Consider the following 19,769-nt stretch of genomic DNA (forward strand, 5'->3'; position numbering starts at 1 on the left):
GCGCCTCGAGTCCGGAGCGCCGCTCAGGCCGATTGCCAGCGCCGGGCGGCGTTGTTGCCGAAGGCGCGGGCGTAGAGGTTGCAGTAGTTCTGGGCCGCGCCTTCCCAGCTGAAGGAGCGCGCCATAGCGCTGCGCCGCATCGTGTTCAGGCGCTTCTTCTGGCCGAAGGTGTCGAGCGCCCGGCGGACCGCGCCGAGGAAGCCCCGGGGCGAGGGGTCGGCGAAGGTGAAGCCCGTGACCCCGTCCTCCACGGTGTCGTTGAGGCCGCCGGTGCGGCGCACGATCGGCAGGGAGCCGAAGCGCTGCGCGTACATCTGGGCGAGGCCGCAGGGCTCGAAGCGCGAGGGCATCAGCAGGAAGTCGCTGCCCGCGAACATGCGCCGCGCTTCCGTCTCGCAGAAGCCGACATGCACGCCGACATGCTCGGGATGGCGCCCGGCAAGCTCCTTGAGCGCGCCCTCGAACCGGCTCTCGCCCTGGCCGATCACCACGAGCTGGCCGCCCTCGGCGACGATGGTCTCGGCCGCGCCGATGCTCAGGTCGATGCCCTTCTGGTGGACGAGGCGGGAGACGATGGCGAAGAGCGGGCCGCGGGAGACGGCGAGGCCGAACTGCTTGCGCACCTCGTCGGCATTGGCGGTCTTGCCCTTCCAGTCCTCCGGCTCGAAGCGGATGGCGAGGTGCTGGCAGGTGCGCGGGTCCCAGCTCTCGTCGATGCCGTTGAGGATGCCCGAGAGCCGCCCCTGCGCGGCGCGGGTGCGCAGAAGCCCGTCGAGGCCGCAGCCATGCTCCGGCGTGGTGATCTCGCGGGCATAGGTCTCGCTCACCGTCGTGACCTGAGAGGCGTAGTAGAGCCCCGCCTTCAGGAAGGAGAGCTGACCGTAGAACTCCACGCCGTCCATCTGGAAGGCGTGCTCGGGCACGCCGATGCGGCCCATCTCCTCGCGGGGGAATAGGCCCTGATAGGCGAGGTTGTGAATGGTGAGCACGCTCGGCAGCCGGATGCCGCGCCAGGCCATGTAGGCCGGGGCCAGCGCCGTCTGCCAGTCGTTGAGATGCAGGAGGTCGGCGCTCCAGCCCGCGTCGACCCCGCGGGCGATCTCCGCGGCGGCGCTGCTCAGCCGGGCGAAGCGCAGGTCGTTGTCCCCGAAATCGCCGTTGGCATCGCCGTAGGGCGAGCCGCCGCGCTCGTAGAGCTCGCGGTTCAAGAGCACGTAGAGGCCGAGCCCGTCCGCGGTCTCCGCATAGCCGAGATCGCAGGCCGGGACGCCCGCGAAGGCGGGCAGGCGGGCGACATAGGTGATGTCGCGCAGGCGGTCGAGGACGCGGGGATAGCCCGGGATGAGGACGCGGACGTCATAGTGCCGGCGCAGGGCCCGCGGCAGCGCGCCAGCCACCTCGCCGAGACCGCCGGTCTTCACGAAATCCGCCATTTCCGGGGTCGCGTAGAGAATCCGCGGCAGCATGCCCCCTTGGGGGGAGGGTGTCGGCTCTGCTGGGAAGGGAAAGTCCGCCCGGCTCGAAAGGCCACTCGGGGCAGACCCCGCCAGAGCCGCATAAGCCATCAATCCATCCCCACGCCGCGCTCTTTGCGCTTTGCTGCGGACGACCTCGCCCACACCCGACGTTGGCATGACAACGCTCCTGCGTGCCCGATGTTCCGTTGCATCGCACAATTCAGGCCACGTTCAGAAGCCTCCCGAGGCAGAAAAATCGGCCCTAGGGTCAAAAAAGAATGTGCGCCGCCTCAGGCCGAGATCGGCAGCAGCAGGACGCCCTCATTCGGGGCCAGCCGGAGGGTGCCCTTCTCCCGGGCGCCGGTGCGTCCGGCATGGGTCGAGAGCGCGACGGACCAGAGCCGGCCCGGCTCCAGGGGGACGGCGCGGGCTTCAGCCTCGAAATTGAGCAGGATGCGCACGGTATCGTCGCCCTCGACGCGCTCATAGGCGAAGACGGAGCCGGCCAGCCCCTCGGGCAGGTCGAGCCGCCGGTAGCCCCCGATCGACAGGGCGGCGTGGTCGCGGCGCAGGCCGAGCAGGCGGCGGTAGAGCGTGAGGATGGAGCCGGGATCGTCCCGCATCTCGTCGACGTTGCGCCGCACCCAATCCGCGCTCAGCGGCAGCCAGGGATCGGCGGTGGAGAAGCCGGCCTGGGGCGCGTCGCTCCATTGCATCGGGGTGCGCTCGGGGTCGCGGCCATGGCCCGGCTCGTTGCGCTCCCAGGGGTCCCGCACCCGGTCCGGCGAGATCGGCACATGGGCGAGGCCGATCTCGTCGCCGTAATAGAGGGTCGGCGTGCCGCGGAGCGTCAGCAGTAGCATCGCCGCGATGCGGGCCTGGGCCTCCCCGACGCGGTCGGCGATGCGGGGCTGGTCGTGGTTGCCGAGCACCCAGTTCGGCCAGCCGCCCTCCGGCAGGGCCGCCTCGTACTCGTCCACGAGGGTCGCGACGGCGTCGGCCTTCCAGGGCGTCTGGATCAGCTGGAAATTGAAGGGCAGGTCCGCGCCGTTCAGCTCCGGCCCGTAATAGGCCACGAGCCGCTCGATCGGCAGGTAGATCTCGCCGATCAGCACGCGCTCGCCGTATCCCTTGAGCACGCCGCGGATGCCGGCGATGACGTCGAGCACCTCCGGCCGGTCGCAGGAATAGACCTGCTCGAAGCGGTTGACCCCGGCCTGGTCTGGCAGAAAACCGGGATTCGGCGGGTTGTCGCGCAGGCCCTCGTCCTTGATCAGGTGCCAGATCACGTCGACGCGGAAGCCGTCGACGCCCCGCTCCAGCCAGAAGCGCAAGGCCTCGTGCATGGCCTCCCGCACCGCCGGGTTGCGCCAGTTCAGGTCCGGCTGCTCGGGCAGGAAGGCGTGATAATAGTACTGGCCGGTGGCCGGGTCCCGAGTCCAGGCGGGGCCGCCGAAATTCGAGAGCCAGTTGTTGGGCGGGCCGCCATCGGGGCCGGGCTCGCGCCAGATGTACCAGTCGCGTTTCGGATTCTCCCGGCTCGCCCGGCTCTGCGCGAACCAGGGATGTTCGATCGAGGAGTGGTTGGGCACGAAGTCGAGGATGACCTTGAGCTTGCGCCGGTGGGCCTCCGCGACGAGCAGGTCGAAATCCGCGAGGCTGCCGAAGAGCGGGTCGACCCCGCAATAGTCGGAGACGTCGTAACCGAAATCCGCCATCGGGGACGGGTAGAAGGGCGAGATCCAGACCGCGTCGACGCCGAGCCAGGCGAGATAGTCGAGCCTGTCCGTGATGCCCTTGAGATCGCCGACCCCGTCGCCGTTCGAATCCTGGAACGAGCGCGGATAGACCTGGTAGACCGTGCCGCTCTTCCACCAGATCGTTTCGGCCATGCGGTGCCCTCCAGTGGCCTGCCGCCCGCGCCCGCCGGAACCGGGGGATCGGACCCGCGCGATGCTAGCCCCGCGCGCCCCCCAAGGCGAGCGAGGCGCCGCTTCGCGGAGCGCGCGACACGACAGGATGCGGGTCCGTCATCCCGGCCCGGCGGCGGCAAGATAGGGCGTTCAGGAAAGTTTCAAGCATGCCCCGGCAGGGTCGATCCGTTGCCGGACGCGCCTAGATGGGCCTGTGTCGGTCGGGATACACTGGGACGGGGAAGGCGCTCCCCGGCGCCGCCGCTCCGTCCCTGTGTCTCGACAACCAGAAGTCCGGAACACACGATGCCGAAGCCGAGAGCCGGAACCGATGATCGCCAGGAGAAGCGCGCGGGGTCCCGGCCGACAACCGACCGAAGGTCGGCTGCCTTGAAGGGGGACCCGACGATGCTGAACGAGACTCTGTCCGCGTCTCGGCGGACCGGAGAGGCGGATGCATCCGCCACGCCCGCCCAGGCTCCAGCGAAGCCTGCCCCCGAGAAGGCCACGCCGGCTCCCAAGCCTCAGGCAAGCGCCGTGCCGAAGGCCGCCCCCTCCCCCGAGCTCGTGGTGGCCTTGCGCGAGGACATCCGCGCCAAGCTGATCTACGCCCTCGGCAAGAGCGTCGAGGCCGCCCGCGAGCGCGACTGGTTCGCCGCCACGGCGCTGGCCCTGCGCGACCGGATCGTGGATGCCGCCCGCGGCGGCACCGGCGCCCAGGTTCCGGAGAAGCGGGTCTATTACCTCTCCCTCGAATTCCTCATCGGCCGCCTGCTCTCCGACGCCCTGAACAATCTCGGTCTGGTCGAGGCCACCCGCGCCGCCCTGCGCGACCTCGGCGTTGATCTCGGCGAGGTCGAGGAGGCGGAGCCGGACGCCGCGCTCGGCAATGGGGGCCTCGGGCGGCTCGCTGCCTGCTTCATGGAGAGCATGGCGAGCCTCTCGATCCCGGCCATGGGCTACGGCATCCGCTACGATCACGGCATCTTCCGGCAGTCGCTGGAAGACGGCTGGCAGCGCGAGGCGCCGGAGACCTGGCTCGCCGAGGGCAATCCCTGGGAATTCGCCCGTCCCGAGGCGACCTACACGATCGGCTTCGGCGGCCACGTCACCATGTCGGCCCATGGCGAGCACCATATCCGGCGCCACTGGCACCCGGCCGAGACCGTGAACGCGGTCGCCTACGACCTGCCCGTGGTCGGCTGGCGGGGCCGCCACGTGAACACCCTGCGCCTGTGGAAGGCGGAATCCGACGCCCCCGTCGAGCTCGCCCGCTTCAATGCCGGTGACCATATCGGCGCCGTGGCCGGCCGCGCCCGGGCGGAGGCGATCTCCCGCGTGCTCTATCCGAGCGATTCCTCGGCCGAGGGCCAGGAGCTGCGCCTGCGCCAGGAATACTTCTTCACCTCGGCCTCGCTGCAGGACCTGCTGCGCCGGCACGTCGCAGAGCGCGGGTCGCTCCGCTCCCTGCCGGACCATGCCGCGATCCAGCTCAACGACACCCATCCCGCCATCGCGGTGCCCGAGCTGATGCGGCTCCTGATGGAGGAGCACGACTTCTCCTGGGAGGATGCCTGGCACATCACCACGAGCACCCTGAACTACACCAACCACACCCTGCTGCCCGAGGCGCTGGAGACCTGGCCCGTCGAGCTGATGGAGCGGCTGCTGCCGCGCCACATGCAGATCATCTACCTGATCAACTGGATCCACCTCGAGGAGCAGGCCAAGCTCGGCCGCAACGAGGCGGAGCATGTCGCCGCGGTCTCTCTGATCGACGAGTCCCACGGCCGCCGGGTGCGCATGGGACCCCTGGCCTTCCACGGCTCGCACCGGGTCAACGGCGTCTCGGCGCTGCACAGCGCGCTCCTGAAGACGACGGTGTTCAAGGACCTGCATGCGCTCGATCCGGAGCGCATCGTCAACAAGACCAACGGCATCACCTTCCGCCGTTGGCTGCACAACGCCAATCCGGAGCTGACGGCGCTCGCCGTCGAGACGGTGGGCGAGCGCGTGCTCGACGATCCGTCCGCCCTGCGGGGGCTGGAGGCGGTGGCCGAGGATCCCGAGTTCCGCACGCGCTACGCGGCCATGCGCAAGGCCCGCAAGAAGGAGCTCGCCCGCGTCATCGCCGAGCGCACGGGCATCGCGGTCGATCCGGCCGCCCTGTTCGACGTGCAGATCAAGCGCATCCACGAATACAAGCGCCAGCTCCTGAACATCATCGAGACGGTGGCGCTCTACCAGGCGATCAAGATGGCGCCGCTGAAGGACTGGACCCCGCGGGTCAAGATCTTCGCCGGCAAGGCCGCGCCGAGCTACGTCCAGGCCAAGCTGATCATCAAGCTCGCGAGCGACGTGGCCAAGGTCGTCAACGACGATCCGGACGTGGCCGGCCGGCTCAAGGTGGTGTTCCTGCCCAATTACTCGGTGAGCCTGGCGGAGAAGATCATCCCGGCGGCGGACCTGTCCGAGCAGATCTCGACGGCCGGCATGGAGGCCTCCGGCACCGGTAACATGAAGCTCGCCCTCAACGGCGCGCTCACCGTGGGCACGCTCGACGGCGCCAATATCGAGATCAAGGACCATGTCGGGGCGGAGAACATCTTCATCTTCGGCCTCGACGCGGCCGGCGTGCAGGCCCGCGCGGCCGAGCCGGGCTACATGACCCGGGCGATCGAGGGCTCCCCCCGCCTCGCCGCGGCGCTGGCGGCGATCGAATCGGGCCTGTTCTCCCCCGACGATCCGGGGCGCTTCCGGCCCCTCACCGACGAGCTGCGCCACCGCGACCACTACCTGACCACGGTCGATTTCGATGATTACTGGCGGGTGCAGCGGGAGATCGACGCCGCCTGGAAGCGCCCGGCCGCCTGGTGGCGCTCGGCCATCCTCAACACCGCCCGGATGGCCTGGTTCTCCTCCGACCGCTCCATGCGCGAATATGCCGAGGAGATCTGGAACGTGAAGGTCGGCTGACGGGACGACCGGGATCGGGGGGCGACGGTCCGTTCCGCCGCCCTCCCCTAAGGCGAAGGCGTGCGGTCCCCGCGCAGAACGAAAAAGGCCGGCGTTGCGCCGGCCTTTCCCGTTTCAAACTCCGTGAGCGGCGCTCACAGCACCCGCAGCATCGCCTCGGCGCCGGAGGCCTCGGCCTTGGAGGGGGTGTCCTCGATGTTGAGGATGCGCACCACGCCGTCCTCGACGAGCATGGCGTAGCGCTGCGAACGCACGCCGAGGCCGAAGCCCGTGCCGTCCATCTCCAGGCCGATCGCCTTCACGAACTCGCCGTTGCCGTCGGCCAGGAACTCGATGCCGTCGGCCCCGCTCTGCTGCTGCCAGGCATTGAGCACGAAGATGTCGTTCACGGCGGTCACCGCGATCGCGTCGATGCCGCGGGCTAGGATCTCGTCGCGCTTGGCGACGAAGCCCGGCAGGTGGTTGCGGTGGCAGGCCGGGGTGAAGGCGCCGGGCACGCCGACGAGCACCACGCGGCGGCCCTTGAAGATGTCGTCCGTGGTCTTGGCCTGCGGGCCTTCGGGGCCGGTGACGCGGAAGGTCGCCTGCGGCAGGTGATCGCCAACCTGGATCGTCATGGAACTTCTCCTCCCTCGGGCCGTGCGAAAGCGGCAGTCCGGGTTCCGCGCCGGTCTAGCTGTGCCTCCCGCGCCTGTCGAGGTCGGGGCCTGCTTCGGCTGGGGGCCGGATCGGTGCCTTTGCGCGTGAAAGCGGCCATCCGCTTCTGGACAACCTCCGCGCCTGGATTAGCATGATGGCATGCAGGCGGGTCTTCTCACCGAACCGGGTTACCTCGACGGCCAGTTCCTGGTGGCGATGCCGGGGATGGGCGACGAGCGCTTCGCGCGCACGGTGATCTATCTCTGCGCGCATTCCGCCGACGGGGCGATGGGCATCATCGTCAACAAGCCGGTGGCGGATCTGAGCATGCCCGATCTGCTGATCCAGCTCGACATCGCCCCCGAGACCGACGCCATCCGCCTGCGCGAACAGGTCGGCCACATGCCGGTGCTGATGGGCGGCCCGGTCGACGCCAAGCGCGGCTTCGTGCTGCACAGCGCCGACTTCCACATCGAGCAATCGACCCTCGTGATCGACGACGGCATCTGCCTGACCGCGACCGTCGAGATCCTGCGGGCCATCGCCGGGGGCGACGGGCCGGCCAGCGCCGTGCTGGCCCTGGGCTATGCCGGCTGGCAGGCGGGGCAGCTGGAGCGGGAGATCATGGCCAATGGCTGGCTCAACTGCCCGGCCGATGCGGACCTGATCTTCAACGCCCGGCTCGAGGCCCGCTACGACGAGGCCCTGCGCCGCATCGGCATCGACCCCGTGATGCTCTCGGCCGAGGCGGGCCGCGCCTGAGGGGGCGCCGCGCGCGGTGCGGACGTCCTACTGGTCGGCGAAGGCGGGCGCCCCGGCATCCTGGGCATCCGGGTTCAGGCCGTCCACCGCCGGCTTGCGGCGGGGACGCGGCGTCGCGCTCGCCGTCGGGGTCGCGGTGTTGGCGCCGAGCCGCACCGCCAGCGCCAGGGCGCGGGCCTCCGTGAAGCGCAGGTGGCAGAAGCCGTGCGCGCCCTCGCGGGCATAGGTGCGGCAGACCTCCTCGCGGTCGGAGGAGAAGGCGGCCTGCTCCTGCACCACCGGCCGCAGGTCCGGGCCGCGCAGGCGCTGGCTCATGACCTTGTAATTGTCGCGCACCGCCTTGTCGGCGACGCCGCGGGCCGTGTCGAATTCCTGCGCCCGCGGCATCAGGGTCGCGGCGCCCGGCCCCCACAGGCCCTTGGGCGTCACCGCGCAATCGGCGGCGGTGAAGGTGCAGAGATTGCCCGCCGTCGGCGTGACGAGCACGCCGCCTTCCAGCACGTCGAGGCGCAGGGGGCATTCCGGCGCGGCGAGCTCGTAGCGGGCCACGCCCTCCGGCTTGCCGGCGGTGGCCAGGGCGAGGGGCTTGCCGCCGTTGAGCTTCACGCTGCAGCTCTCGGTCGGCTGCGAGACCTTGGTGCCGGCGAGCGTGACGAGGGCGGCGACCCCGGCGCCGGCGCGGTCGAGCTTCAGGGAGCCGGCGAGCCCGTTCTCCAGCAGCTCCTGGCCGAACACGTTGTCCTCGGACGGCGCCTTCAGCACCACGGGCTGCCGGGGCGGCGCGGGGGTGGCCGGCCGCGCCTCGCCCTGCGGGGCGTCGCCGGGCGGGAGCGGTTCGCCCGGAAGCGGCGCGGGGGGCGCGGGCGGCGGCACGTTCTGGCGCGGCACCGGGGGCCTGGCCGCCCGGCCGATCCCGAACAGCTCCTCGAAGAAGTTCTGCGCGGCGGCCGGCCCGGCGGGCAGCAGGAGCGCCGGCAGCAGCAGAAGGGCGCGGGCGAAGGCATGGGCCCGAAGCGTGCTTCCCGCATCTCGGAAAGAGCCGGGGCGGACGGCGCTCGGCCGGGGCGGGTTCGGCGACGGCATCAGGACGGCGGCACCTTGGCGGAAGAGCCTTCGGGGACGGGATCAGCAGGATCTAGCATGCCACCCGTGGCAGGGACGTGGCAGAGGCGCAACATTTCCCGGGCAGGGCCCGCGGAAGCGCCTCCGCATCCGTGGGAAAACCGCAAGCCCAGGGAACGGGATAGGTTGACCGCCCGGATGCGCGGCCGTTCGCCTTGCGGGTCTGCGGTGACCTTCTTATATGCGCGAAGGCACGGGATGAAGACCTGGGGCGGGCCGTTCCGGCCCCGGCTCCAAGCCCGACCCGTTCCCGCAATTTTTCTGATTGCACCGCCAGTAAAGCCTAGCCATGGGCCGAGCTGCTTCGGGGCTCGGCGGTCTGCTTGAACAGAACAACAGAGGGATCCCACCATGGGTAAAGTGATCGGTATCGACCTCGGCACCACCAATTCCTGCGTGGCCGTGATGGAAGGCACGCAGCCGAAGGTCATCGAGAATGCGGAAGGCGCCCGCACCACCCCGTCCATCGTCGCCTTCACCGACGACGGCGAGCGGCTCGTCGGCCAGCCCGCCAAGCGGCAGGCCGTGACGAATCCAGAGCGCACCTTCTTCGCCATCAAGCGTCTCATCGGCCGCACCTACGACGATCCGATGACGCAGAAGGACAAGGGCCTCGTGCCCTACAAGATCGTCAAGGGCGACAACGGCGACGCCTGGGTCGAGGCCGACGGCAAGCGCTACTCGCCCTCCCAGATCTCCGCCTTCACCCTGCAGAAGATGAAGGAGACCGCCGAGTCGCATCTCGGCCAGCCGGTGACGCAGGCCGTCATCACGGTCCCCGCCTACTTCAACGACGCCCAGCGTCAGGCCACCAAGGATGCCGGCAAGATCGCCGGTCTCGAGGTGCTGCGCATCATCAACGAGCCGACCGCGGCGGCGCTGGCCTACGGCCTCGACAAGAAGAAGTCCGGCACCATCGCGGTCTACGACCTCGGCGGCGGCACCTTCGACGTGTCGATCCTGGAGATCGGCGACGGCGTGTTCGAGGTGAAGTCGACCAACGGCGACACCTTCCTCGGCGGCGAGGACTTCGACAACCGCGTCGTCGAGTACCTGACGGCCGAGTTCAAGAAGGAGCAGGGCATCGACCTGACCAAGGACAAGCTCGCCCTCCAGCGCCTCAAGGAGGCCGCCGAGAAGGCCAAGATCGAGCTATCCTCGGCGACCCAGACCGAGATCAACCTGCCCTACATCACCGCCGATGCCACGGGCCCGAAGCACCTCGCGCTGAAGCTCAGCCGCGCCAAGTTCGAGTCGCTCGTCGACGACTTGGTGCAGCGCACGATCGAGCCCTGCCGCAAGGCGCTCAAGGATGCCGGCGTCTCGGCCTCCGAGATCGACGAGGTCGTCCTCGTCGGCGGTCAGACCCGCATGCCCAAGGTGCAGGAGGTGGTGAAGTCCTTCTTCGGCAAGGAGCCCCACAAGGGCGTCAACCCGGACGAGGTCGTCGCCATCGGCGCCGCGGTCCAGGCCGGCGTGCTCCAGGGCGACGTGAAGGACGTGCTGCTCCTCGACGTGACCCCGCTGTCGCTGGGCATCGAGACGCTGGGCGGCGTGTTCACCCGGCTCATCGACCGCAACACCACGATCCCGACCAAAAAGTCCCAGACCTTCTCGACCGCCGAGGACAACCAGAACGCGGTCACGATCCGGGTCTTCCAGGGCGAGCGCGAGATGGCGGCCGACAACAAGCTGCTCGGCCAGTTCGACCTCGTCGGCATCCCGCCGGCGCCCCGCGGCATGCCGCAGATCGAGGTGACCTTCGACATCGACGCCAACGGCATCGTCAACGTGACGGCCAAGGACAAGGCGACGAACAAGGAGCACCAGATCCGCATCCAGGCCTCGGGCGGTCTCTCGGACGCCGATATCGACCGCATGGTCAAGGAGGCCGAGGCCAATGCCGAGGCCGACAAGAAGCGCCGCGAGCTGGTCGAGGCCAAGAACCAGGGCGAGAGCCTGATCCACACCACCGAGAAGTCGCTGGCCGAGCACGGCGACAAGGTCGGCGCGGCGGAGAAGGGCGCGATCGAATCGGCCATCGCCGCCCTGCGGACGGCCCTCGAGGCCACGGATGTCGAGGCGATCAAGGCCAAGACCAACGACCTGATGCAGGCTTCGATGAAGCTCGGCGAGGCAATGTATGCCGCCTCGCAGGCCGAGGGGGCTCCGGGGGCCGGCGCCGCCCAGGGCGCGGGCTCGGAGAAGAAGGACGACGTCATCGACGCCGACTTCCAGGAAGTCGACGACAACGACCAGAAGAAGCGCGCCTGATCCGTCGCGCGGAAGCCTCGGGGACCGGAAAATCCGGTCCCCGATCGCTTTCGCGCAATCGGAATCGCGTAACGACCCTTGATCCCCGGGGCTGCCTCGGGGATCAAGCATGACAGATCTCAGGAGGGCGCCCACGAGCGGGGCCGCCGTCCTGACGGGAACGATGCTCGATCCGCATCCCGTGCACGGCCGGCGGCTCGCCCACCCGTGCCGGAATGCCCAGAGGCCGTGAATGTCGAAGCGGGACTATTACGAGATCCTGGGCGTCGCCAAGACGGCGTCGGAAAGCGAACTGAAGGTCGCCTTCCGCAAGCTCGCCATGCTCCACCACCCGGACCGCAATCCTGGCGACAAGGAAGCCGAGATCAAGTTCAAGGAGATCAACGAGGCCTATCAGTGCCTCTCCGACGGCGAGAAGCGGGCGGCCTATGACCGCTTCGGCCACGCCGCCTTCAGCCAGGGCGGGGGCGGCCCCGGATTCGGCAACGAGTTCGGCGACTTCATGTCGGACATTTTCGAGAACTTCTTCGGCGACGGTCGCGGCGGCGGGGCGCGGGGCCGCGGCGGCGCGCCGGGCCGGGAGCGCGGGGCGGACCTGCGCTACAATCTCGAGATCAGCCTGGAGGAAGCCTTCACCGGCAAGACCGAGACGATCCGCATCCCGACCTCCATCGCCTGCGAGGCCTGCGCCGGCTCCGGCGCCAAGCCCGGCTCGAAGCCGCGCGCCTGCCCCACCTGCGGCGGCTACGGCCGCGTGCGGGCGGCGCAGGGCTTCTTCGCCATCGAGCGGACCTGCCCGAACTGCCACGGCCGCGGCGAGGTGATCGACGATCCCTGCCCCTCCTGCGCCGGTGCCGGCCGGGTCGAGCGCGAGCGCACCCTCTCGATCAACGTGCCGGCGGGCGTCGATGACGGCCTGCGCATCCGGCTCGCGGGCGAGGGCGAGAGCGGCCTGCGCGGCGGCCCGGCGGGCGATCTCTACGTCTTCCTCTCGATCAAGCCGCATCCCTTCTTCCAGCGGGACGGGGCGGACCTGTTCTGCCGCGTGCCGATCTCCATGGTGACGGCGGCGCTCTCGGGCGAGATCACCGTGCCGGTGATCGACGGCTCGCAGACGCAGGTGCGCATCCCCGCCGGCACGCAGACGGCCAAGCAGTTCCGCATCAAGGGCAAGGGCATGCCCGTGCTCCGCTCCCGCGACGTGGGTGACCTCTACATCCAGGTCTCGGTGGAGACGCCGCAGAACCTGACCAAGCGCCAGCGCGAATTGCTGCAGGAATTCGAGCGGGAGGCCTCGGAGGAGAACCACCCGGAAAGCGCGGGCTTCTTCTCGAAGGTGCGCGACTTCTTCGTCAGCGGGGCCTCGCGCGCCTGAGCGGTGCGGGGATCCGCGGCGCCGCTCGCGCGGTTGTGCTGTCGGCGCAGGCGATCTGCATCGGCCAAGCTTGACTGTTGCAAGGCTTTCGTCGTCTAGCCTTACCGTTCCACTGTGATCCGAGGGTCTTCGGTCTTGCCGCCGTTACGCCGATCCAGCGCCAAAGTCGTCGCCGCCACGCAAGATCTCCGTGTCCGGCGGGATCCGCTGGAGGATGAGGCCCGCTTCCTGCGCTCCTGGTTCGAGCGCCCGCTCGTCACCGGCGCGGTGACGCCGTCGGGCCGCATGCTCGCGCGCACCATGGCCTCCTATGTCGATCCGCGGGTGCCCGGTCCGGTGATCGAGCTCGGGCCCGGCACCGGCCCGGTGACGGAGGCGCTGATCCGCCGGGGCGTCGAGCCCGAGCGGCTCATCCTCGTCGAGTTCAATCCCGATTTCTGCGAGCTGCTGCGCCGCCGCTTTCCCGGTGTCACGGTGGTGCGGGGCGACGCCTACCGCATCCGCGATTCCCTCGGCAGCCTGCTCGCCGAGCCCTGCGCGGCGACGATCTCCAGCCTGCCGCTCTTCACCAAGCCCCTGGAGCAGCGCCTCGACCTGCTCCAGACGGCGCATGATGTGATGCACCCGAACGCGCCCTTCGTGCAGTTCACCTACGCCCTGGCGCCGCCGATCCCGGCCAAATGCGAGGCGGGCAGCTACACGGCGAGCCGCTCCAACAAGGTCTGGCTGAATCTGCCCCCGGCCCGGGTCTGGGTTTATCGCCGCCCCTGACAGGGATCTTCTGAACGTCGGTCTCAGTCGACGTTCATCCGGCGCGACCTACCTTCGGACATCTTCTGGTTGTCCCAGAGATCGATGAAAGGGAGGTCACTTACGATGACGACCAAGCCGATCACGCTGTGGCGCGGTGCTGTCCTTGCGGCGGCGATCGCGACGGGCGGGCTCTTCGCGGCCCCCGCCATGGCCGCGCCCCTCGCCCCCGCCCCGGCCGGGGCGATCGCCGAGAATCCGGGCGTCTCGACCGTCCAGTACGGCTGGCACCGCCACCATCATCACCATCATCACGGCTGGGGCCATCACCGCCGCCATTGGGGCCACCACCACGGCTGGGGCCACCGCCATTGGGGCCATCGCCACCACCATCACCATGGCTGGGGCCACCACCGCCGCCACTGGTACTGAGGCGGACTCATTCCGCCGGAGCCGTCCCCGCCCAACGGGGGCGGCTTTTCGCGTCCGGGCGTCGCCTGTTTTTGACAGGGGGCGCCGACGCGTCTACGGGCGGCACCCGATCCGGGCCGGTTTGGCCCCGCGGAGCCGTTCCATGACCCTCGACACCGAGGTCGCCTCCCTCAGACAGGTGCCGCTCTTCCGCGAGGTCGAGCCCGCCCGCCTCAAACTCCTCGCCTTCACGAGCGAGCGCGTGCATTTCGAGGCGGCCCAGCCGGTCTTCGCACAGGGCGACGCCTCGGATTGCGCCTATGTCATCCTGGAGGGCTCGGCCTCGGTCTCGATCGACGGGCCGCAGGGGCCCGTGCGCCTCGCCCTGCTCTCGGCCAATGCCCTGGTCGGCGAGATGGGCATCCTGGCCGAGCAGCCGCGCTCGGCGGGGGTGACGGCGGAGGAGCCGATGACGGCGCTGCGCATCGACCGGGCGGTCTTCCTGGAGCTGCTCGCGCAATTCCCGCAGATCGCCATCGCCGTGATGCGCGACCTCGCCCAGCGCCTCGAGCACACCAATCGCCAGCTCGCGCGCCTGAGCCCGCGGGACTGACCCGCCGACGCGCTCAGCGGTATTTCCAGCCCCACGGCCCGTAGATCGGGTAGCCCCGGCGATAGGCCTCGTACTCCGCGCCCGGATCGTGGCGGCGATAGCCGTTGCGATAGGCGTAGGGGCTCGGCTCGATATAGCTCGGGTTCTGCAGTTCCTGGCGCAGGGCGCCGTCGCCCTCCCCCGAGCTGCCGCCGGCGCTGCCGAAGGCCAGGGCCGCGCCCGTGCCGGCCAGGGTGAGGAGCGCGGCGCCGGTCGCCGCGCTCAGGATCGTCCGTCCCATGGAAAGCTCTCCGACAGTCTTGCCCCGACAACACGGACGCCGCGCGCCCGGTTGCAGCGGCCGGGCGCTCACGCCGTCGGATAGGTGATGAACTCCATCAGCGAGCCGTCCGGATCGCGGAAATAGACGCTGATCCCCTTTCCCGCGGCGCCGTTGCGCTCCACCGGCCCGAGCTCCACCGGGACGCCGTGGCGGGCGAGATGGTCCATGGCCTCCTCCACGGTGCCCGACCAGCGGAAGCAGAGGTCGCTGCCCCCCGGCGCGACGGGTTTCGCCGCCAGGGGATCCCCGATCTGGCCCGGCCCGTGGACGTTGAGCTGCACGCCGCCGAAGCGGAACACCACGCCCTTCCGGAACGGGATCACCTCGGCGCCCATGACGTCGCGGTAGAAGGCGGTCGCGCGCGCCCAGTCGGAGACGTGGATCACGCAATGGTCGAGATGGATCGCCGGGCTGAGGTGGAGCGTCTCGGCGCCGCCCGCATCCTCCGGCAGGGTTTCGGTCTCCGGCATCGCGCTTCGGCAAGGCTCCCTGCGGGGTTGGGCCGGTGTGGCCTGCCCGAGATAGGTCGCCGCGCCCGGGCGGCGAGGCGGCGCTTCCTCGGCCGTTGCGTCCTGGAGGACACACAACCGGGCGTCGCCCGAGGCTACTCAGGGGCGGCGCCGGTCTCCGAATCGGCGCGTGCCACTCGCGGAGAACCGCATGCTCGCCCGCCGGACCCTTCTCGTTCTCGCTGCCCTGGCACCGCTCGCGGCCTGCCAGTCGCGCGGGCCCGTGAACGTCGCCGCGGATGACGAGGCCGCCTGGTATGTCGGCAGCATGCCCGACAAGCCCTACGACGTGCCCCTCGTCGACACGTCGCGCCTCGACCCGAAATACCGCCGCCAGGTCGTGCGCTACACGGGGCCGGAGAAGCCCGGCACCATCGTGGTCGACATCGATGCCCGCCAGCTCGCCCTGGTGCAGGAGGACGGCACGGCGGTGCAGTACGGCGTCGGCGTGGGCAAGCTCGGCTTCTCCTGGAAGGGCGAGGCCCGGGTCGGCCGCAAGGGCGTCTGGCCCGACTGGCACCCGACCACCACCATGGTTTCCCTGAACCCGGGCATCGACCGCGCCCGCAAGGGCGGCATCGACAACCCCCTCGGCGCCCGCGCGCTCTACCTCTACCAGGGCAACCGGGACATCCTGTTCCGCATCCACGGCACCAACGAGCCCTGGAGCATCGGCGAGCAGATGTCCTCGGGCTGCGTGCGCATGCTCAACGAGGACATCGTCGACCTCTACGAGCGCGTCCCCGTGGGCACCCGCGTGTTGATCAAGCGCAACGGCAAGTACCGGGCCTGAGACCTCCGGCGCGGTCGGAGGCCCGGCCGGCCCGGGATCCCGCGCGTCGGGGCGTGATCCCCCTCAGACCAGCCGGCTCTGGACCACCGCCGCGGCGATGAAGCTCTTGAAGAGCGGGTGCGGCTCGAAGGGGCGCGACTTCAGCTCCGGATGGAACTGCACGCCGATGAACCAGGGATGGTTCTCGTGCTCCACCGTCTCCGGCAGGAGCCCGTCCGGCGAGGTGCCGGAGAAGCGCAGGCCCTTGGCCTCCAGGCATTCGCGATAGGCCATGTTGACCTCGTAGCGGTGGCGGTGCCGCTCGGAGATCTCGGTGCCGCCGTAGATCTGGGCGATCTTCGTGCCCTCCTTGAGGCTCGCGCGGTAGGCGCCGAGCCGCATGGTGCCGCCGAGATCGCCCTCCGCCGCGCGCCGCTCCAGCTCGTTGCCCTTCATCCACTCGGTGAGCAGGCCGACCACCGGCTCGGGCGTGTCGCCGAATTCGGTGGAATTGGCCGCCTCGATCCCGGCCAGCGAGCGCGCCGCCTCGATCACCGCCATCTGCATGCCGAAGCAGATGCCGAAATAGGGGATGTTGCGCTCGCGGGCGTAGCGAGCCGCCCGGATCTTGCCCTCGGCGCCGCGCTGGCCGAAGCCGCCGGGCACGAGGATGCCGTGCAGGCCCTCGAGGAACGGGGCCGGGTCCTCGCGCTCGAACACCTCGGACTCGATCCATTCGAGCTTGACGCGCACGTTGTTGGCGATGCCGCCATGGGTCAGCGCCTCGGTGAGCGACTTGTAGGCGTCCTTCAGCCCCGTGTACTTGCCGACGATGGCGATGGTGACCTCGCCCTCGGGGTTCTTCACCCGCTCGGAGATGGTCCGCCAGCGGCCGAGCTCCGGCTCCGCGTTGGGGGCCAGGCCGAAATGGTCGAGCACCTCGCGGTCGAGCCCCGCCTCCCGGTAGGAGAGCGGCACGTCGTAGATCGAGGCGACGTCCAGGGCCTCGATCACCGCGCTCTCCCGCACGTTGCAGAACAGGCCGAGCTTGCGCCGCTCGTCGGCCGGGATCGGCCGGTCGCAGCGGCAGAGCAGGAGGTCGGGCTGGATGCCGATGGAGCGCAGCTCCTTCACGGAATGCTGGGTCGGCTTGGTCTTCAGTTCGCCCGCGGAGGGGATGTAGGGCAGCAGCGTCAGGTGCAGGTAGGCGCAGGTGCCCCGCGGGCTCTCCTGGCCGATCTGGCGGATCGCCTCGAAGAAGGGCAGGCCCTCGATATCGCCCACCGTGCCGCCGATCTCGACCAGCACGAAGTCGAAGCCCTCGTTGCCGTCGAGCACGAAGGCCTTGATGGCGTTGGTGACGTGCGGGATCACCTGGATGGTGGCGCCGAGATAGTCGCCGCGCCGCTCCTTGGTGATGATGTCCTGGTAGATCCGGCCGGTGGTGATGTTGTCGGACTTGCTCGCCGGCACGCCGGTGAAGCGCTCGTAATGGCCGAGGTCGAGGTCGGTCTCGGCGCCGTCGTCGGTGACGAAGACCTCGCCGTGCTGGGTCGGGCTCATCGTGCCCGGATCGACGTTCAGATAGGGGTCGAGCTTGCGCAGGCGGACCTTGTAGCCCCGGGCCTGCAGGAGGGCGGCCAGCGCCGCCGCAGCCAGGCCCTTGCCCAGCGAGGAAACCACGCCGCCGGTGATGAAGACGTACCGCGTCATGGGCCTTCGTCCATAAAGGGGGTTGAGCGATTCGACAAACCGCGAAGGCCCCCGCGTCGCGAGCGGCGATGCGGGGCCAAGCCGCGGGGCTGTCTCAAGGTTTCGGGGCCGGTCCGCACCGGCATGCGCCGGGCGCAGAGGGCCCCCGAAGGGACCGGCGGCCGGAAAGCCGGTCGCCGGGATCGGCGTGCGGGATCAGCGCGACTGCGGCGCGTCGGGCACGGCCGGGGTCGCCGGGGCCGGCGCGCTCTGCGGCGGGGCTGCGGGCGCCTGCGGGGCCGGGCTCGCCGGGGCGCCCTCGCCGCCGCCCTGCTTGCGCAGGGTGTCGAGGAGCGAATTGGCGTCTTGGGGCTGCTGCGGGGCGGGCTGCGTCGTGCCGGCGCCGTCGAGGATCGAGCGCGGCTGGCCGCTGCGATGGGCCAGGATCGCCAGCGTGATGCTGGTGGCGAAGAACAGGGCGGCGAGGATGGCCGTGGCGCGGGTGAGCGCGTTGGCCTGGCCGCGGCCGGTCATGAAGCCCGAGACGCCGCCACCGCCACCGCCGAGGCCGAGGCCGCCCTCGGAGCGCTGAAGCAGCACGACGGCGATCAGCGCCAGCACGATGATCAGGTGGACGACGATCAGGACGGTCTGCATCGGTGATCCGGGCGGCCGCTCCGCGGGGGCGCGGCCTTGGCCTTCGAGAAACGCGTGAGGCGGCAGATGCTCGCGAACATCCACCGCACGATGGGCGGGCTCCTACAGCAAATGGGGGCCTACGCCAACCGGCGCCAGTGCGCGGCCGGCGCGCGCGCCGCGCCGCCGGTTCCCGGGGCCTGCCGATCGCGGGTCCCGTCCCGGGCACGCAGCCGTGATCGCGTCTCGTGCCTGCGTGCCGGGCACGCAACGCCGCCTCGCGGCGTTGGTTCGGCGCGGGGCAACCGGAGGCAACGCCCATGAGTGCCGTGATCTCACAGGAAAAGTTCGAGGAGGGCCGCGCCGCCAAGGCGGCGGGCCTGACCTATCAGGACGACCCCTACCGCGCCGGGTCGCAGGACAGCGCGGACTGGCTGGCCGGCTTCACCGCCGACGAGCCCGAACCCAGCGCCCTCGGCCCCGGCACGAACGGCGCGGGCTTCACCGCCGTGGTCTGATTCTTTCGCGAGGCCCGGCGCGGCGTCGGGACGATCGTTGCGGTTCGAGTCGGGCTCTCCTCGCCTCGGGGCGAGGGGGCCGCGGGTCGCGCGGTGGCGGGGGCGGCACGGCACTTGGGTCGGGGATCCCGGCGCCGCCCCTTCCGTCCGCTTCGCGGGCCCCCTCCCCCGGTGGGGAGGAAAGGCGGCGAACGACCCGCTCCGCCTCGGAAACCCTCAGCCCTCACGCGTAGGCGTTGCAGATCCCCAGGAAATCCTCGGCGACGAGGCTCGCGCCGCCCACCAGGGCGCCGTCGACATTGGCCACCGCCATCAGCTCGCGGGCGTTGGAGGGCTTCACCGAGCCGCCGTAGAGGATGCGCATCTTGTGCGCCTCGGCTCCCACCATCTTGTCGAGCATCTCACGCAACGAGGCGTGGACCTCGGCGATCTCGCTCGGGGTCGGGGTGCGGCCGGAGCCGATCGCCCAGACCGGCTCGTAGGCGATCACCGTATCCGCGGCGGTGGCGCCCTTCGGGATGCCGATGGCGAGCTGTGCCCGCACGATGTCGAGCGCCCGGCCCTGCTGGCGCTCCTCCATGGTCTCGCCGACGCAGATGATGCCGCACAGGCCGGCCCGGCGGGCGGCGAGCGCCTTGGCATGCACGCCGTCATCGGTCTCGTAATGATAGGCGCGCCGCTCGGAATGGCCGACGATGACGTAGCGCGCCCCAAGATCGGCCAGCATCTCCGCCGAGATCGAGCCGGTGAAGGCGCCGCTCGGCTTGGCATGCAGGTTCTGGCCGCCGATGGCGATGGGCGAGCCGTAGGCGGCGGCGACGCAGGAGGCGATCAGGGTCGAGGGCGGGCAGATCAGCACGTCGATCCGGTCGAGCAGCGCCGGGGACAGGCCCGCGCGCAGGGCTTCCACCGTCGCGACCGAGGAACGCAGGCCGTTCATCTTCCAGTTGCCGGCTACCAGCGGACGCCGTCCCTCGCTCGCCATCGTGTTTCCGTCTCCCGGACCTGCTGTTTTTGCCCGGCCGAGG

At 70.2% G+C, this 19,769-nt stretch carries 18 protein-coding genes; 9 read left to right on the plus strand and 9 right to left on the minus strand.

All coding sequences use genetic code 11. The annotated features are described in order from the left end of the window. Window positions 1-23: 23 nt before the first annotated feature. Together glgA and MFF21_RS18565 are read right to left on the minus strand one after the other, a co-directional pair. On the minus strand, window positions 24-1,565 hold the full coding sequence (gene glgA / locus MFF21_RS18560; protein ID WP_373325051.1) for a glycogen synthase GlgA: 1,542 nt from the start codon (window positions 1,563-1,565) through the stop codon (window positions 24-26). 182 nt (window positions 1,566-1,747) lie between these two features. Further along, window positions 1,748-3,349 carry an alpha-amylase family glycosyl hydrolase gene (locus MFF21_RS18565; RefSeq protein WP_238312812.1) on the minus strand — a complete coding sequence of 534 codons (1,602 nt, stop codon included), beginning with the start codon at window positions 3,347-3,349 and terminating at the stop codon, window positions 1,748-1,750. A gap of 429 nt (window positions 3,350-3,778) precedes the next feature. Between MFF21_RS18565 and MFF21_RS18570 the strand changes: the two genes are divergently transcribed. After that, window positions 3,779-6,346 carry a glycogen/starch/alpha-glucan phosphorylase gene (locus MFF21_RS18570; RefSeq protein WP_238312814.1) on the plus strand — a complete coding sequence of 856 codons (2,568 nt, stop codon included), beginning with the start codon at window positions 3,779-3,781 and terminating at the stop codon, window positions 6,344-6,346. Window positions 6,347-6,480: 134 nt separating this feature from the next. Here the strand turns inward: MFF21_RS18570 and MFF21_RS18575 are convergent, their stop codons facing one another. Beyond that, complete coding sequence (locus MFF21_RS18575) at window positions 6,481-6,963, minus strand: peroxiredoxin (protein WP_238312816.1); 483 nt, start codon at window positions 6,961-6,963, stop codon at window positions 6,481-6,483. A 181-nt stretch (window positions 6,964-7,144) separates the two neighbouring features. On the opposite strand from MFF21_RS18575, the gene MFF21_RS18580 reads away from it, so the two are divergent. Further along, entirely contained in the window at window positions 7,145-7,747 is a 603-nt protein-coding gene (locus MFF21_RS18580) for a YqgE/AlgH family protein (RefSeq protein ID WP_238312818.1), read from the plus strand. Between the two features lie 27 nt (window positions 7,748-7,774). Here the strand turns inward: MFF21_RS18580 and MFF21_RS18585 are convergent, their stop codons facing one another. Continuing rightward, window positions 7,775-8,830, minus strand: coding sequence for a hypothetical protein (locus MFF21_RS18585; protein WP_238312820.1), 1,056 nt, complete (start codon window positions 8,828-8,830; stop codon window positions 7,775-7,777). A gap of 390 nt (window positions 8,831-9,220) precedes the next feature. On the opposite strand from MFF21_RS18585, the gene dnaK reads away from it, so the two are divergent. The 5 genes from dnaK (at window position 9,221) to MFF21_RS18610 (ending at window position 14,292) form a co-directional block, all read left to right on the plus strand. Continuing rightward, entirely contained in the window at window positions 9,221-11,143 is a 1,923-nt protein-coding gene (gene dnaK, locus MFF21_RS18590) for a molecular chaperone DnaK (protein WP_238312822.1), read from the plus strand. 232 nt (window positions 11,144-11,375) lie between these two features. Beyond that, window positions 11,376-12,518 (plus strand): molecular chaperone DnaJ, encoded by a 1,143-nt coding sequence (gene dnaJ / locus MFF21_RS18595; protein ID WP_238312824.1) that lies wholly within the window; start codon window positions 11,376-11,378, stop codon window positions 12,516-12,518. A gap of 135 nt (window positions 12,519-12,653) precedes the next feature. Continuing rightward, window positions 12,654-13,289: a class I SAM-dependent methyltransferase gene (locus MFF21_RS18600; RefSeq protein ID WP_238312825.1), complete on the plus strand. Its 636-nt coding sequence runs from the start codon at window positions 12,654-12,656 to the stop codon at window positions 13,287-13,289. Window positions 13,290-13,394: 105 nt separating this feature from the next. Further along, the gene (locus MFF21_RS18605; RefSeq protein ID WP_238312827.1) at window positions 13,395-13,700 is read left to right on the plus strand and encodes a hypothetical protein; all 306 of its coding nucleotides are present in this window, start codon (window positions 13,395-13,397) and stop codon (window positions 13,698-13,700) included. 142 nt (window positions 13,701-13,842) lie between these two features. Further along, complete coding sequence (locus MFF21_RS18610) at window positions 13,843-14,292, plus strand: Crp/Fnr family transcriptional regulator (RefSeq protein WP_238312828.1); 450 nt, start codon at window positions 13,843-13,845, stop codon at window positions 14,290-14,292. Between the two features lie 13 nt (window positions 14,293-14,305). On the opposite strand, the gene MFF21_RS18615 is transcribed toward MFF21_RS18610, so the two are convergent. Together MFF21_RS18615 and MFF21_RS18620 are read right to left on the minus strand one after the other, a co-directional pair. Further along, window positions 14,306-14,572 carry a hypothetical protein gene (locus MFF21_RS18615; protein WP_238312830.1) on the minus strand — a complete coding sequence of 89 codons (267 nt, stop codon included), beginning with the start codon at window positions 14,570-14,572 and terminating at the stop codon, window positions 14,306-14,308. A 68-nt stretch (window positions 14,573-14,640) separates the two neighbouring features. Next, window positions 14,641-15,084: a VOC family protein gene (locus MFF21_RS18620; RefSeq protein ID WP_238312833.1), complete on the minus strand. Its 444-nt coding sequence runs from the start codon at window positions 15,082-15,084 to the stop codon at window positions 14,641-14,643. A 190-nt stretch (window positions 15,085-15,274) separates the two neighbouring features. On the opposite strand from MFF21_RS18620, the gene MFF21_RS18625 reads away from it, so the two are divergent. Beyond that, window positions 15,275-15,916, plus strand: coding sequence for a L,D-transpeptidase (locus tag MFF21_RS18625; RefSeq protein WP_238312835.1), 642 nt, complete (start codon window positions 15,275-15,277; stop codon window positions 15,914-15,916). A 63-nt stretch (window positions 15,917-15,979) separates the two neighbouring features. Here the strand turns inward: MFF21_RS18625 and pyrG are convergent, their stop codons facing one another. Together pyrG and secG are read right to left on the minus strand one after the other, a co-directional pair. Next, window positions 15,980-17,608 (minus strand): CTP synthase, encoded by a 1,629-nt coding sequence (gene pyrG, locus MFF21_RS18630; protein ID WP_238312836.1) that lies wholly within the window; start codon window positions 17,606-17,608, stop codon window positions 15,980-15,982. Window positions 17,609-17,803: 195 nt separating this feature from the next. Beyond that, on the minus strand, window positions 17,804-18,244 hold the full coding sequence (gene secG, locus MFF21_RS18635) for a preprotein translocase subunit SecG (RefSeq protein ID WP_238312838.1): 441 nt from the start codon (window positions 18,242-18,244) through the stop codon (window positions 17,804-17,806). A 299-nt stretch (window positions 18,245-18,543) separates the two neighbouring features. Here secG and MFF21_RS18640 point away from each other — a divergent pair, with 299 nt between their 5' ends. Continuing rightward, window positions 18,544-18,741 (plus strand): hypothetical protein, encoded by a 198-nt coding sequence (locus MFF21_RS18640; protein ID WP_238312841.1) that lies wholly within the window; start codon window positions 18,544-18,546, stop codon window positions 18,739-18,741. A gap of 223 nt (window positions 18,742-18,964) precedes the next feature. Here MFF21_RS18640 and tpiA read toward each other — a convergent pair whose 3' ends face one another. Further along, window positions 18,965-19,726 (minus strand): triose-phosphate isomerase, encoded by a 762-nt coding sequence (gene tpiA, locus MFF21_RS18645; RefSeq protein WP_238312843.1) that lies wholly within the window; start codon window positions 19,724-19,726, stop codon window positions 18,965-18,967. Between the last annotated feature and the right edge of the window lie 43 nt (window positions 19,727-19,769).

The organism is Methylobacterium organophilum, assembly GCF_022179465.1.
GTDB lineage: Bacteria > Pseudomonadota > Alphaproteobacteria > Rhizobiales > Beijerinckiaceae > Methylobacterium > Methylobacterium organophilum.